The 14,349-nt window shown below is 74.1% G+C and carries 10 protein-coding genes and 1 pseudogene; 2 read left to right on the forward strand and 9 right to left on the reverse strand.

Annotation, left to right across the window (positions count from 1 at the left end; genetic code table 11):
- Positions 1-122: 122 nt before the first annotated feature.
- The 9 genes and pseudogenes from ACFWTC_RS20500 to ACFWTC_RS20540 form a co-directional block, all read right to left on the reverse strand.
- The gene (locus tag ACFWTC_RS20500; protein WP_384074286.1) at positions 123-845 is read right to left on the reverse strand and encodes an SDR family NAD(P)-dependent oxidoreductase; all 723 of its coding nucleotides are present in this window, start codon (positions 843-845) and stop codon (positions 123-125) included.
- A 140-nt stretch (positions 846-985) separates the two neighbouring features.
- Positions 986-1,207 (reverse strand): DUF6479 family protein, encoded by a 222-nt coding sequence (locus ACFWTC_RS20505; protein WP_383924936.1) that lies wholly within the window; start codon positions 1,205-1,207, stop codon positions 986-988.
- A 127-nt stretch (positions 1,208-1,334) separates the two neighbouring features.
- On the reverse strand, positions 1,335-2,843 hold the full coding sequence (locus ACFWTC_RS20510) for a glutamate synthase subunit beta (protein ID WP_383924933.1): 1,509 nt from the start codon (positions 2,841-2,843) through the stop codon (positions 1,335-1,337).
- Positions 2,844-3,194: 351 nt separating this feature from the next.
- A complete protein-coding gene (locus ACFWTC_RS20515) occupies positions 3,195-3,791 on the reverse strand; it encodes a hypothetical protein (protein ID WP_383924930.1) in 597 nt (198 codons plus the stop codon).
- Between the two features lie 219 nt (positions 3,792-4,010).
- A complete protein-coding gene (locus ACFWTC_RS20520) occupies positions 4,011-5,207 on the reverse strand; it encodes a serine hydrolase domain-containing protein (protein ID WP_384074289.1) in 1,197 nt (398 codons plus the stop codon).
- 148 nt (positions 5,208-5,355) lie between these two features.
- Positions 5,356-6,258: pseudogene (locus ACFWTC_RS20525) on the reverse strand (serine hydrolase domain-containing protein); the annotation flags it as partial.
- A 489-nt stretch (positions 6,259-6,747) separates the two neighbouring features.
- Positions 6,748-7,005 carry a hypothetical protein gene (locus ACFWTC_RS20530; protein ID WP_383924923.1) on the reverse strand — a complete coding sequence of 86 codons (258 nt, stop codon included), beginning with the start codon at positions 7,003-7,005 and terminating at the stop codon, positions 6,748-6,750.
- The gene (locus tag ACFWTC_RS20535; protein WP_383924920.1) at positions 6,992-7,276 is read right to left on the reverse strand and encodes a DUF6400 family protein; all 285 of its coding nucleotides are present in this window, start codon (positions 7,274-7,276) and stop codon (positions 6,992-6,994) included. Before ACFWTC_RS20535 ends, ACFWTC_RS20530 begins: the two co-directional genes overlap by 14 nt.
- 365 nt (positions 7,277-7,641) lie before the next feature.
- The gene (locus ACFWTC_RS20540; RefSeq protein WP_383924917.1) at positions 7,642-8,313 is read right to left on the reverse strand and encodes a ScbR family autoregulator-binding transcription factor; all 672 of its coding nucleotides are present in this window, start codon (positions 8,311-8,313) and stop codon (positions 7,642-7,644) included.
- Between the two features lie 391 nt (positions 8,314-8,704).
- Between ACFWTC_RS20540 and ACFWTC_RS20545 the strand changes: the two genes are divergently transcribed.
- Positions 8,705-9,211 carry a hypothetical protein gene (locus ACFWTC_RS20545; protein WP_384074292.1) on the forward strand — a complete coding sequence of 169 codons (507 nt, stop codon included), beginning with the start codon at positions 8,705-8,707 and terminating at the stop codon, positions 9,209-9,211.
- Positions 9,208-14,322 (forward strand): tetratricopeptide repeat protein, encoded by a 5,115-nt coding sequence (locus ACFWTC_RS20550; RefSeq protein ID WP_384074295.1) that lies wholly within the window; start codon positions 9,208-9,210, stop codon positions 14,320-14,322. Before ACFWTC_RS20545 ends, ACFWTC_RS20550 begins: the two co-directional genes overlap by 4 nt.
- The last annotated feature ends 27 nt before the right edge of the window (positions 14,323-14,349 follow it).

The raw sequence follows: 14,349 nt of genomic DNA on the forward strand, positions 1-14,349 counted from the left end.
GGGGCGAGCCACGACCTGTGCGCGGTGGGCTGCTGCCCGGCGCGCGCGCCCCGGCCGGCGGCCGCGGGCGCCGACAGCCCGTACGCGTAGGACCCGTACGGCGTGCATTTCTCGCGGCCGGGCTACTGCGCGCCTTCGAGGCGGTCGACCATGGAGCGGGCCGCCTCGTACGGGTCTCCGCCCGGGGGCAGGGACGGTGCCCGGCCCGCCGCCGGCCGGTCGGCGAAGCCGGTGTCGAGATGGGGAGGCCGGAAGTCGAGGACGCGCAGGTGCCGACCGCGCGTCTCGCGCGCGAGTACCCCCAGCCAGCAGCCCAGCGCGGTCTTGGCCGCCGCGTAGTCGGCCATGCCCTGCATGGGCGTGTCCACGACGGCCCCGGTGACCGCCGCCAGGAAGCCACCCCGGGCCACCTGGGACGTGGCGCCGCGCAGTACGGCGGCCGGGCACAGGAAGTTCACCGCGCACAGGTGCTCCGCGACGGAGTCGGACAGCTCCTCGGCCCGGCCGAACGCCGCCACCCCCACCGTGACGAGGACGCCGTCGAGCCCGCCGAGTTCGGCGCGGGCCCACGGCGCCAGGGCGGCGCACCCGTCGAGGTCGTACGCGTCGATCCGGCGAACCGGCCGGTCGCCCAGCCCGGCCCCGCGCTCGGCGAGCGCCCGCGGTGTGTGACCGGCGAGCGCGAGGACGGCTCCCCGGTCGGCGAGCTCCCGCGCAGCCAGGCCGCCCAGGACCCCGGTCGCCCCGACCACCAGCACCCGGGCCCCAGACAAGGGCGAACCGGCCGTGGCAGGTGCCCGCGCCGGCGGTGTGTCCCGCGCCGGTGGTGTGTTCCGTATGTCCATGGCACTGCTCCTCGCACCGGTCGGCCCGCCCTGGTCCGCATCAGGCTCGCGCCGCCGGGACACCGTGTCACCTCGCGTCGTTCGTGCACGGAAACCGGCCGGTGCGGGTGGAGGCGGCGACGGGGAGCGGGCCTACCGCGTCAGGGGCGCGGGCGGGTCGAGTCCGGGTCCTCGTCGGGGGTCTGCCAGGAGTCCTGGCGGGCCTGCGCCTGGGGGCTCTGATCCGCCGGTCGCGCACCGGGGTCCTTGAGCTTGGCGGCGCGCCGACTGCCGTACCAGAACGCGCCGATCAGGAGGGCGGCCACTACGACACCGGCCGCGATGAGGAAGAGGGACGTCGAACCGTCGGCAGCGAGAGTCATGGAGGTGATCATGGGCTGCGTCTACCCGCTACGGCGCGTTCTGCACGCGGCGGCGTTTCACATGTTTCGCGCGTTCCGAACGGTACCCCGCCCCGCCCGGCCGAGGACACCCCCCGACCCGCCCCCGCTAGTAATCGCCGTAGCGCATGCGGCCCAGTGCCGTCATGGGCCGGTCGTGGGCGGCGACGGGGGCCGGGAGGCAGGTCGAACCCGTCAGGTACCGGTCCACCGCGGCGGCCGCCGCACGGCCCTCGGCGATCGCCCACACGACCAGGGACTGGCCGCGCCCCGCGTCCCCCGCCACGAACACGCCGGGAGCCCGCCCGCCGCCCGCCGCGAAGGCGGCGTCGCGGGCGAAGTTGCCGCGTGCGTCGCGCTCCAGCCCCAGCTGCTCGTCCAGACCGCTGCTGCGCTCCGGACCGGAGAACCCCAGGGCCAGCAGCACGAGCCCGGCCGGGATCACCCGGTCGGTGCCGGCCAGGGGCTTGCGTGCCGTCGGCTCGACGCCGGTCAGGTGCATCGCCCGTACCCGGCCCGAAGCGTCCCCCTCGAAGTGCAGGGTCGCGCAGGAGAAGGCCCGGGGGTCGCACCCCTCGCGCCCGCGCGCCTCCTCGTGGGCGTGGGAGACCCGGTACACCTTCGGGTACACCGGCCAGGGCTCGCCGTCGGCCCGGCCGGGCCCGGGCTCGGGGTTGATGTCGAGCTGGACCACGGACAGCGCACCCTGCCGCAAGGCCGTGCCGAGGCAGTCGGAACCGGTGTCGCCCCCGCCGACGATCACCACGTGCCGGCCCTCGGCGGTCACCGGCGACCGGGCGTGGTCGCCCTCCCGCACCCGGTTGGCGAGGGTCAGGTAGTCCATCGCCTGGTGGATTCCGCGCAACGCCCGTCCCGGAACCGGCAGCTCCCGCCGCTCACCGGCCCCGACCGCCACCACGACGGCGTCGCACCGGCTCCGCAGTTCGGCCGCGCCCGTCGCGCCCCCGACGTCCGCACCCGTCACGAACCCCGTGCCCTCCGCCCGCATCTGCTCGATCCGCCGGTCCAGGTGCGCCTTCTCCATCTTGAACTCGGGGATGCCGTAGCGCAGCAGACCGCCGATCCGGTCGGCTCGCTCGTGCACGACCACGGCGTGCCCGGCCCGCGTCAGCTGCTGCGCCGCGGCCAGTCCGGCCGGTCCGGACCCTATGACGGCGACGGTCTTGCCGCTGTGCCGCTCGGGCGGCCGCGGCGCCGCGTACCCGCGGCGCTCCCCCTCGTCCGCGATCGCCTGCTCGACGTTCTTGATGGTCACCGGATCCCCGTTGATCGCGATCACGCAGGCGTCCTCGCAGGGCGCCGGGCAGAGCCGGCCGGTGAACTCGGGGAAGTTGTTCGTCGCGTGCAGCCGCTCGTACGCGGCCTGCCAGTCGCCCCTGGCCGCGTACGCGTTCCACTCCGGTATGAGGTTTCCCAGCGGGCAGCCGGCGTGGCAGAACGGGATGCCGCAGTCCATGCAGCGGTCGGCCTGCCGGGAGACGAACGGGAGCAGCGCCTGGCCCGCGTACACCTCGTGCCAGTCGCCGAGCCGCTCCTCCGCGGGTCGGGCCGGGACCGGCTTGCGGGGGATCCTGAGGAAGCCGAACGGATCGGTCACGCGCCGCCTCCCTGGATCGTTCGCGGTGGGGGCGCGGTACCTGCGCGTACGGCGCGTTCCGTGTGTTTTCTGTGGCGGTTCGACCAGATTACGCCGCCTTCGGCGCTTGCTCCCAGGCGGAGCGGCAGCCAGTGCGGGCGGATGATGGTGGGACGCCGGAGACCCGGCTCTTCGTACTGACCGGGAACAGCACCTCGGGAAGTCCTCGGTCGCGGCCGGCCTCCGTGAGGGGCAAGCCGCGGGCTGGCCCATGGTCACCCAGGACAACCTCCGCCAGAGCGGCCAGGCGGCTTGAGGGTACGGACCGGCCAGGCGGCGTACGGTACGGAGCCGTGCGGCCGGCCGGCCGTCTCAGTCCTGCCCGGGCCGCCCGGCGGGCGCGGCGCCGGAAAACCGGCGCGGTCGGGTGTCCAGCAGGCTCCACACGCGGCGGCCGTCCTCGCCGGCGTCGCTGCCGCAGCTCGCCGTCCCGCTGACGGCGGCGATCCGGGTCAGGAACGCGTCGTCGTCCGGGGCCGGTCCGGCGCGGTGGCTGAGCACGACGATGAGGATCATGTCGTCCTGGTCGGCCGCGTGCACGCTGACCCGCTTGCCGCCGTCCGCGACGGCGGCGCCGACCAGCAGTTCCACGGACCGCCCGATCGACTCGTGCCCCGGGTGCTCGTAGCCCCAGCCGCGCACCGTCCCGATGACGCGGGTCGCCGCCTTGCCGGCGGCCCAGCGGTCCGCGGGGAGGGTCCAGCTGGCCGCGCGCCGGTTGCGCACGGTCATCCGTACGCGGTCCCGGGCCGCCGTCCGGCCGCTGTCCGGGCGGGCGAGCGCCGACGGGTCCGCCTTCGCATCCGCGCTCGGCTGCGGGGCCTCGACCGGCCGCTTCGGTGGCGGCGGGGTCTTCGGGGGGTGGTTCGGCGGGACCTTGGGGCCCTTCGCGCTCTGGGGTTCCGACACCCTGCCCTCCCTCGCTGCCGCGGAGGGGCGGTCCCCTCCGCCCGCCCATCATGGCAGGCGGCGGGGGCGGGGCAGCTGACTCCGGCATGCCCCGCGACGTGTCAACTCACCCTGCCCGAAAGGCCGGAGCTCCGGCAGGGCCCTGCGGGGTCGCCGGATCGCGGGGTCCGGGCATTCACGCCATCGGGTGAACCCGCGGGACCCGCACGGGTTCCGCGGTCACTTGCGCAGCAGGGCGCACACGAAGTCCTCCTGGACGGCGCGGACGCGCGCCAGCAGTTCGGGGGAGTTGGTGAGCGAGGTCTGCGTGGTGATCGAGAAGGTGAGGGAGCGGCTGCCGTCCGCGGTGGCCGCCGCCAGCTGCGTGTATCCGAGGGTGTTGCCCGTGTGCCCGTACACCACCCCGCAGCGCGTCGTGTAGCGGTAGATGGCCAGTCCCGCGTCGGTGCGGCCGGGGCCGGGGGGCTGGGAGAGGGCGCCGGGAATGAACCTGAACTGCTGCTCACGGGTCCGGTTCGAGACGAGCGCGCCGCCCGCGTAGCCCCGGATGAACTTGGTCAGGTCCTTGGGCGTCGAGACGATGCCGCCGGCGGCCCAGGCCCCGGAGGCGCTCACGGCCTCGCTGACGTCAACGGGTTCGGCCGGCGGGGCGACCTGGTAGCCGTGGAGGAAGGGAACGGGCAGCCGGTACCCCTGGGGCAGGCTCGTCCGCTCCATGCCGAGCGGCTCGTAGACGAGCTCGCGCAGCAGTCCCTCGTACCGGCGTCCCGTGACCGCCTCGGCCATGAGCGCGACGGCGATGTTGTCGGAGTTGGAGTACCGGTACTGGCTTCCGGGGCGGAACTCGAGGTCCTCGTCGGCCACGAAGCCCAGCAGTCGCCGGGAGTCGAAGCGGTGGCGCGGATCGGCGGAGATGATGTCGATGAAGCCCTGGGAGCCCGAGTAGTCGGGCAGTCCGCTGGTGTGGTTGAGGAGTTGTCGCAGCGTCACCCGGTGCCAGGCGGCCGGCTGGCCCGGCAGCACCTCCCCGATGGTGGAGTCCAGGCGCAGCCCGCCGCGGTCGACGAGCCGGAGCGCCACCGCCCCGCTGAAGGCCTTGGCGACGCTGGCGATCCGCATGTGGTCGCCCGCCTTCGGAGGCCGGTTGCTCTCCACGTCGGCCACGCCCGCTCGGTAGACCTCCGTACGGTCGCGGTCCTGCAGGACCGCGATGACACCGGGAGGACCACCCGGGGTGGCCACCAGGTCCCGCAGCTCCTGCCGCAGGGAGGCCGCGCCGGGAGGCGGATCGCGGTCCTCTCCGGCCTGCGCGGGCTGGGCGAGGCCGCCGAGTAGCGCGCCGCACACGGCGGTCGCCGCGACCAGGCGCAGCGACGGGCGGATCCGGCGGTCGTGGCCGTACGGGCGTGGGGACACGGAGGTACCTCCCGGGGAGACGGAGCGCGGTGGCCCACGATGGCAGGGACCTGACCATGGGCGAGGGCGACACGGCCGCCTGCGGCGGGCCGTGGCCCATCCGGCCCTGCCGGGGCCGCGTGCGCGTTCCTCCGCCTCGCAGTCAGATTCACGTCCCCGGCGTGATGATCTTCGCGAGCTGTAGGAAGAGCTCGGTGGCGTGGTCCTCGTCGAGCGTCGCGAACGACCGGTTCATCTCCACGATCACGGTGGCGCGGCTCTTGGGGTCGTAGAACATCGCCGTGTTGTAGCCGAGGATCGTCCCGTTGTGCCCGATCCACCCGTCGAACGACCCGATGCCCAGGCCGTACGACACCTGCACCGGTGTGGTGGCGATCGGGACGAACCGGAGCCGCTGCCGCTGGAGCTCGGGGGTGAGCAGCTTGTCGCCGGTCGCGACCTCGCGGGCCCAGGCCCGAAGGTCCACGAGGTTCGAGAGCATCGCTCCCGCGCCCGCCGCGTAGGAGGGGTTGGAGCGCGTGGTGTCGACCATGGCGCCGTCCGGCCCCGCCGTGTACCCCGACGCGAAGGGCTCCAGGATGTCGGAGTCCGTCGGGTAGCTCGTGGCGGTCAGGCCCAGGGGCCGTGCGATGTCGGCCCGCATCCACTCGGCCAGCGGCTTCCCGCCGACCTTCTCCACGATGTCGCCGAGCAGTACGTAGTTCGTGTCCGAGTACCGGATGCCCTTGCCCGGCGCGAAGTGCGGCGCGTGGCGGCGCGCGATGTCAAGGGCGTCCTGCGTGCGGAACGGGGCGTCAGGATGCTCGGTGTACCGCTTCAGCCAGGCCGGATCGTCGGTGTAGCTGTAGATGCCCGCGGTCATGTTCAGCAGCTGGCGGATGGTGATGTTGCCGCCGTTCGGCCAGCTGACGTACGTGTCCATGGGGTCGTCGAGGCGCAGCTTGCCGGCGCGCACGAGCTGGAGCACGGCCGTGCCGGTGAAGGTCTTGGTGATGCTGGCGATGCGCACTCTGTCGTCGAGGCCGATCGGCTGCTTCGTCTCGAGGTCGGCCGCCCCGACGGAATAGCCCCACTCGCCCTTGCCCGGGTACGTTCACGTCCGCGCGCACCCCGGGCACCTTGTTCGTCCGCCAGGCGGCGTCGACCGCCTCCCGCAGCTTCCGCTCGACGTCGGCCGGGAGCGGTCGCCGGGCCACTGCGGTGCCGGTGGGCTCCCCCGAGCCGGTGGGCGCGGCGCTGCCGGTGCCGGCGGAGGGTCCCAGGGCCTTCGGCTCGCTCTGTGGCGCACACGCCGCGGTGAGGCCCGCCAGACCGGCCAGCGCCACCGCCGCGACCGTGGCCATCCTGAATCCCTGCCGTCCCAAACGCTTCACCGCGCCGCCTCCCGTGACCGTTATGTCTCATTCGTCACGCGACCATACGTCTGAGGCCCGCCGGAAAGGGCCGTGCCACGAGCGCGGAGGGATGAGAGGGCGGGGCGGGAAGGGGGCCGTGTCGGGCGCGCCGGGTTCCAGTGGCACCGGCGGGGCGGCTGCGCCCGTCAGAACCGGGGCAGGCCGCTCGTGATGCGGCTCCACACGGACCGTGTGGCCCCGAAGCCGCTCTCGTGCACCCACACGTGGGTGCAGCCGGGGCACTGCAGGTGCAGCAGGCTGCCGGTGTTGGAGAGCAGGTAGCGCCAGTGCGCGGAGCACGCCCGCCGCTCCTCGCACGGTGCGCACCCACGGGTGTCGAGGCAGTTCGGGCAGGCCACCCAGGCGCGGCGTCCGATGTCGGCCTGCGGGTCAAGCGGCAGCATGGCCGCCCCCGCGCCGCGGGAGGACCCCGGCCGCGACCAGGTCGTCGTACAGCCGCTGCTGCTCCGCGTCGAGGCCCGAGTACAGCAGGTCGTACGCGGCCTCCTCGCCGCGCAGCACCTCGATCGGGTCCCAGTCGGGTCCGAGCGCGGCCATCACCTGGGCCCGGCGCAGTACCTCCTGGGACGTGAGGTCGACGGTGAAGTCGACCGTTCCGGAGCTGGCGGATCCGGGTGACGGGTCGGCGGGAGGCGTGGGGCGGTGCGGGCTCATGCCCTCGAACTTAGGTAACCCTTCGTTCCGCGGTCAAGGGAGGGTGGGCGGAGTCACAGCAGGTCGGAGCGGAGTGGCGTACGGCCTGGGGCGAGTGGGGCGCGTGCGTCGACGCCGTGCGCGGAGCGATCGACCGTGGGCGCAGGACAGCGGGCAGCGGCCGATCGACGTCGACGCCAGGCTCGAGGGCCTGGCGCGCGGTGGGAAGCCCCTCGGCTCTGGCCCGGGGCCGGAGAGGTGACGCGCGCGCCGATCCGGACGTGCGCCCCGGGGCGTTCAGGGTGGGACAGGGCGGCCTCTCTCACGCTGTGGTGAGCACCCCCGTGGTTCGCCGCGGCGTGGGTGAGGCCGCCCTGGATCTGGGGTCAGCCGGCTGCGGCTGACGAGGGGGCGGCGGGGAGACCGAGCCGGGCCCGGCAATCGGGTGAGCCCTCCGGATCGAGGAGGGGGACGCGGTCGGCGGGAGTGATGCCGGGGAGGAGGTAGTTCCACAGGTCGACCACGCGCGCGTGGAGGTCGCCGCGTGCGGTGCGGACGTGTGAGGTGACCTGGATCCCGGTGAACGACCCGACGAGGAACGTGGAGAGGTCGTGGGTGTCGAGCGCGGGGTGGATGTCGCCCCGTTCCTGGGCCGGTTCCAGGCAGCGGTGGCAGGTGTCGATCCAGGAGTTGTAGGGGGAGGGGTCGGGGTCGGTGAAGGAGCCGAACTCGACGAGCAGGCGGATTCCGGCGCGGACACGGGCATTGGTGCGCAGGGCGTGAGCCATCTGGTGCGTGAGGTCGATGACGGTCTGCAACCCCGGGTCCTCGATGGCGCCGACGCCTTCGGAGACCTGGAACTGCTCGTCCATCAGGGCCCGGGCGAGAGCGTCCTTGGACTGGAAGTGGAAGTAGAGGGCGCCCTTGGTGACCCCGGCGTGCCGGACGACGTCGCTCAGGCTCGTGCCGTCGAATCCGGAGTGGTCGAAAGCCACGGCGGCGCCATCGAGGATGGCCTGCCGGGTGATCTCGGCCCGCTCCTGCCTGACCCTGGCCACGTTCTTCTCCCCGTCGACGGCTGCTTGTCCGGGGTCAATGTAGTGGAACCCAGGGGAAGTAAACCAGTCAACCAGTTTGTTCCTGCGTCAAGACGGTTTTGTTTTATGGGTAATTGGAAGTCTTTGCTCTATTGCTCTTTGGTCGCCACCCGGTGCACCGGGGTATGAAGAGCCTCACGAAGACCGGTGGGTTGGGTCTTCCCGGAGGGGCGGACGGGGCCGGGCGCCGCGGTGCGCAGCCCCCGGCCGGGGTCCGTGCCGGGGCGGCGAAGGGGCTCGTACGGCCGCCGCGTGAGCCAGAACGGCTTGAAGTGATCCAAGCCATGAGGGGAGGCCCGATGGCAGACTTGTGGCCTCGGACCAGCCGAGTGCCTCTGGAGGGGGAAGCGCCGTGGATCCTGCTGTCGCGGCCGTGGCCGCCACCGCCGCCACCACGCTCGTCACCGCGATGACGACGGAAGCGTGGACGCACACCAAGCGCGGTTTCGTTCGCCTGATCGGACTCGGCCGGGCCGACGAAGCCGCTGCTGCCGAAGCGGAGTTGGAGCAGGCGCGGCAGACCGTCCTCGCCGCCTGCGAGCAGGGCGACGAGTCGGCCCTGAGCGCCGCGCACGAGGCGTGGGCAGCCCGGCTCGGGGCGGCCATGGAGGCCGGCGCCGACCGCTCGGCCGAGTACGAGCTCCTGCTGCGCGAACTGATCGCCGGGCGGCCCGGCGCCGACGGCGAGATCCGCGCCCTCGGCGCGGCACTGCGCAGGACGGGAAGCGGCGGCTTCTACAGCCAGGTGATCCACGACGGCGGCGCGGGCGCCCAGGGACCGGGGGCCAGCGTGACCGTCCACCACCACCGTTACGCGCCCGGTGGTCCGGCGGGCCCGGCACCCCTCGGTGAGTCTTGAGCGAGCCGCGCTACGTACAGCACGTCGCCCCCGGAGCGGCCGCGGCCCAGGGCCCGTACGCGACGGCGACCGTCCACCACCACTACGGGTCGCGGCTGCCCACCATCGAGCCGTTACCCCCTCCGGCCACCCCGGACACCGCATGGCTGATGGCGCAGCCCAGCCGCCTCCTCGACGCGCGCAGCCACGTCGTCCCCTTCACCGGCCGGACGGCCGAACTGGAGCGGCTGCGGCAGTGGCGGGACGCACGGGACGCGCGGCTCTCCGTACTGCTGCTCCACGCCCCCGGCGGCGAGGGCAAGACCCGGCTCGCCACCGAGTTCGCGGAACACTCCCGCAGCCCGGACCTGCCGGCGACCGGGCGGTGGCAGGTCCTGCAGGCGGGCTTCCGGGACGCAGCCCCCACCCCGGGACCCACGGCCGCCACGCCCGAGGAGGGGGCCGGCGTACTGCTCGTCGTCGACTACGCCGACCGCTGGGCCCACAGCGAGCTGCAACGCCTGCTGTCCGAGCCCGAACTGCACCGGCAGCGGCCCACGCGGATCCTCCTGATCGGCCGCACCGTCCGCTGGTTCGCCGCCCTGCGCGGCGAGCTCGCCGAACGCCGCGCCGCAGGCGCCGACCTGCTCCTCCCCTCCCTGGACACGGACCGGCTGCGGATGTTCACCGCCGCCCGCGACCGCTACGCCGCGAGCGACCTGTACGACCTCCCCGGCGCCGCGAGCGCCGCACCGCCCGCCTCCCTGGACCGCAGCCCCTTCGGCCTGACGCTGAACCTGCACATGGCCGCCCTGGTCTCCGTCGACGCGCACGCCCGCGGCGAGCGGCCCTCCCTGGCGGAGCCGCACGACCTGTCGGCGTACCTCCTGGACCGCGAATACTGGTCGTGGCAAAAGCTGTTCGACGCCGGCAGCCTCGGGCAGGACTACCGGACCCGCCCCGCGGTCATGGCCAAGACGGTGTTCACCGCCGCCCTCACCGGAGCGGTCGGCCATGCCACCGGGGTACAGGCGCTGCGCACCCTCGACCTGCCGGGTCACCCGCTGGACCTCCTCCTCGACCACCGGTTCTGCTACCCGCCCGCCGACCGCGAACTCGTCCTGGAACCGCTCTACCCCGACCGGCTCGCCGAGGACTTCCTCGGCCTGCTCACCCCCGGGCACGACATCAGCGCGTACGACCCCGACCCCTGGGCGAGCGGTGTACCGGCCGCCCTGCTGGGCGGTGACCTGGGCCCCGCCGTGGCCCCGCGGGCCGTGACGTTCCTCGCGTCCGCCGCCGCCCGCTGGGGACACGTCGGCGAGCGGGTGCTCTACCCGCTGCTGCGCTCCGCACCCGCCCTCGCGATAGCCGCCGGCAGCCCCGCCCTGACCACGCTCGCCGCTCTCGCCGACGCGGGCGACGGCGCCGGAGGAGGCATCGACCCCGACCTGTTGACGGTCCTGGAAGCCGTCGAGTCCCACCTGCCCCCGGGCCGCCACGCGGACCTGGACGGCGGAATCCTCGCCGTGGTCGAAACCCTGATCGCCCACCGGCTGGCCGCCACCGCGGACCCCGGCCGACGCGCCGCGCTGTACGCCACGCTGGCGTGGCGCCGGGCCAACGCGGGCCGCCGGGAGCAGGCCGTCGCCCCCGCCGAGGAAGCCGTACGCCTGCACCGCGAGCTCGCCGCGGACGACCCCGGCCACCTGCCCCACCTGGCGAACTCCCTCGGCGCACTCGGTGACCGGCTGGCCGCCGCGGGCCGCTGGGAGGAGGCGCTGTTCGTGGCCGAGGAGGCCGCGGCGACCAGCCGCCGCCTGGCCGACGCCGACCCCGCCGCCCACCGGGAACGCCTGGCGGCTTCGCTGACCGGGCTCGGCAGCCGGCTGTCCCGGCACGGCCGGAGCGAGGAGGCCCTGGCCGCCACGCAGGAGGCGGCCGAGCTGTACCGGCGGCTGTCCGACGCCGACCCCGCGTACCGGCCCGACCGCGCCGGGCTGCTCACCAACCTGGGCCTGCGCCTGATCGACGCGGGCCGCACCGAGGAGGGCCTGGCCGCCAGCGAGGAAGCGGCCGAGCTGTACCGGCGCCTTGCCGACGCCGACCCCGACGCCCAGCGGCACCACTTCGCGATGTCCCTCGCCAACCTCGGGATCGCGCTGCGCGCAGCGGGCCGGTCCGAGGAGGGCCTGGAGGTCACGGAAGTGGCCACCGACCTGTACCGGCAGCTCGCGGACGCCAACCCGGACGCCCACCAGCCCGACCTGACGGCGGCACTGGTCAACCTGGGGGCCTTCCTCGCCGACCTCGGCCGCGGGGACGAGGCCCTCGCCCAGGCCGAGGAAGCCGTCGTCATCCAACGCCGGCTTGCCGACACCGACTTCGCCGCCCACTGCCTCGATCTGGCCAAGGTCCTGAACAACCTCGGCACCCTGCTCCTCGCCCTGGGCCACGAGGAGCGGGCCCTGGACGTCACGCGCGAGGCCGCCGAACTGTACGAGAGGCTGGCGCTCGCCCATCCCACCGTCGACCTCCCCGAGCACGCGGACGTACGCAGCCGGCTCGCGCAGGACCCGAGCGACGTCCGGGAAGAGGCCCTGGCCGCCACCCGCGAGGCCACCGAGCTGTACCGGCTGCTCGCCGAGACGACCTCCGGCGTCGAACTCGGCGAACACGCGGCGTCGTTGGGCCGGGTGAGCCAGACCCTGGCCCGCCTCGGGCGCTTCGAGGAAGCCGTCACCGCGGCGGAGCGGGCCGCGACCCACCACCTCGACGCCGGTGACCGCCGCCGCGCGGCCGAACTGCTCCTCATGTCCGCCCAGGCCATGTCCGGCTTGCGGAGCTCCGGGCACGCGGCCGCCCTCTTCGGCCGGGCCGCCCAGCACTTCCGCAGGACCGGAGACCGCGCCCTGGAAGGAACCGCGCTGACGAACCTCGGTACCGCCCTGGCCGCCGAGGGCCGCGGCGACGAGGCCGTCACCGCCTGCGAACGAGCCGTGGCCGTCTTCGGGAGCGGCGGGGGACGCGTCTTCGAAATCGCGGCGCTCACCAACCTGAGCAACGCGCTGACGGCCGCCAAGCGGTTCGACGAAGCAGCCGACGTCAGCCAGCGTGCCGCCGCCCTCTCCGAGGAGGGCGGCGAGGGCAACGGAGACGGCTCGCCCTTCCACAACCTGGGCAACGTCCTGCTCCGTCAGGAGCGGTACGAGGAGTCCATCCCCCCCACGCGCAGGGCGGCGGCCCTCTACCACGAGCGCGGTGACCGCGGCCGCGAAGCGGACTCGCTCAGCAATCTGGCGGACGCCCTGTACGAGACGGGCCGGCTCGACGAGGCGATCGCCGCCTCGCGGCGTGCGGTCGAGCTCTTCCAGGAGATCGGAGACCGCCGCAAGGAACACTGGGTGCTCGGCCGTCTCGGGCCCGCCCTGCTGCGCGCCGAGCGTCATGAGGAGGCGGTCGACGCCTTGCAGCGGGCCGCGGTCCTCGCCCGCGAGCTGGGCAACCGCAGGAGTGAGGCCTCGGCGCTGGTTAACCTCGGCAACGCCTGTACGCAGACGGGCCGGTACGCGGAAGCCGCCACCGCCTGCGGGAAAGCCGCCGCGCTCCTGCGGGAGAGCGGGGACCACGAGGAAGAGGCCCACGCACTGGCCAACCGCAGCGAGGCCCTGGTCGAGGCGGGGCGGTTCGAGGAGGCCGTCGCCGCCTGCGAACAGGCCCTCGCGGGCTACCGCAGGGTGGGCAACCTCGTCCGCGAGGGCGTCGTACTGGGCAACCTCGGCATCCATCTCGCCCGGGTGCACCGGTGCGCCGAAGCCGTCACCGTGATCGAACGGGAAATCGCGGTCCACCGGGAGACCGGCGAACGGGACAGCGAGCTCAAGGCGTTGCTCCGGCTCTCCCTGGTCCTCGAGTACGAGGGCCGGCACGCGGAGGTCGTGCCCGTGTGCGAGCAGGCCGCCGCCGGATTCCGGGCGGCCGGCGACCGGGACAGGGAGGGCGAACTGCTCAACCGGCTCGGATCCGCCCTGACGGAACTGGGCCGCGTCGAGGAGTCGGTTGCCGCCCGCGAACGGGCGGTGACCGCGTTCCGCGCCGCGGGCGACGTCCGGGCCGAAGGCTCCGCGTACGGCGAACTCGGCCTCTCCCTGCTCCAGCTGGGGCGGCCCGCGGACGCCGTGACCGCCGGCCGGCACGCCGCACAGATCTTCCGGAGGTCCGGCGACCGCCCACGGGAGGCCCGCGCCCTCACCCTCGTCGGCCGCGGCCTGGCGGGGCAGGGAAAACCGAAGAAGGCCATCCCCGTCTACACCGAGGCGGCGGAGATGCACCGCGCGAGCGGCGACGGCCGCGCCGAGGCCGACATCCTCCACCACCTCAGCAGTGCCTTCTCCGCGGCGGGCCGGGACGCGGATTCGTACACGGTCCTGCAGCGGGCCGCCGCCTGCTCCCGGGAGGCGGACGACCTGCGCGGCGAGGGCTCGGCCCTGTACCGCATGGGTGAGAAGTACCTGGATCAGAGCCGGTTCGAAGAGGCCATCGCCGCGTACCTGCGAGCGGTCACCGTGTTCCGGGAACTCGACCTTCCGGACCTGGAGGGCTCCGCGCTCCTCAACCTCTGCCGCGCCCTGCGGTCCGTGGACCGCGACGAGGAGGCCGTCACCGCCTACCGGCGGGCCGCCGTCGTCTACCCGCGGACCGACGACCGCGACCGGGAGTGCCAGCTCCACCTGCACCTGGGCCAGACGCTGGAGAAGACGGGCCGGCCCGCGGACGCCCTCCCGGCCTACCGGCGGGCCGCGGAGCTGTTCCGAGCCCGACAGGACCGTGCCGGCGAAGCCGGAGCGCTGTTCCGGCTCGGCGTCCTGGCCCTGGAACTCAGGCAGTACGAGGAATCGGTCCCCACCTTCGAGCGGTACCTGGAACTCTGCCGGGACACCGGGGACGGCCACGGCGTGGGCAACGCCCTGCTGATCCTCGGCGGCCTCCTGGTGGACCTGGGGCGGTACGAAGAGGCCGTGGCCGTCAACGAGCGGGCCGTGGACCACTTCCGTCACGCGGGCAGCACCGACTCGGTGAACCTGGCCCTGAGCCACCGTCGGAAGGCCCTGCGCGCGCTGGGGCGCGGCTGACGCGGTGGGTCCGGGTCCTCCGGACGC

It is taken from the genome of Streptomyces sp. NPDC058619, from assembly GCF_042717785.1.
GTDB lineage: Bacteria > Actinomycetota > Actinomycetes > Streptomycetales > Streptomycetaceae > Streptomyces.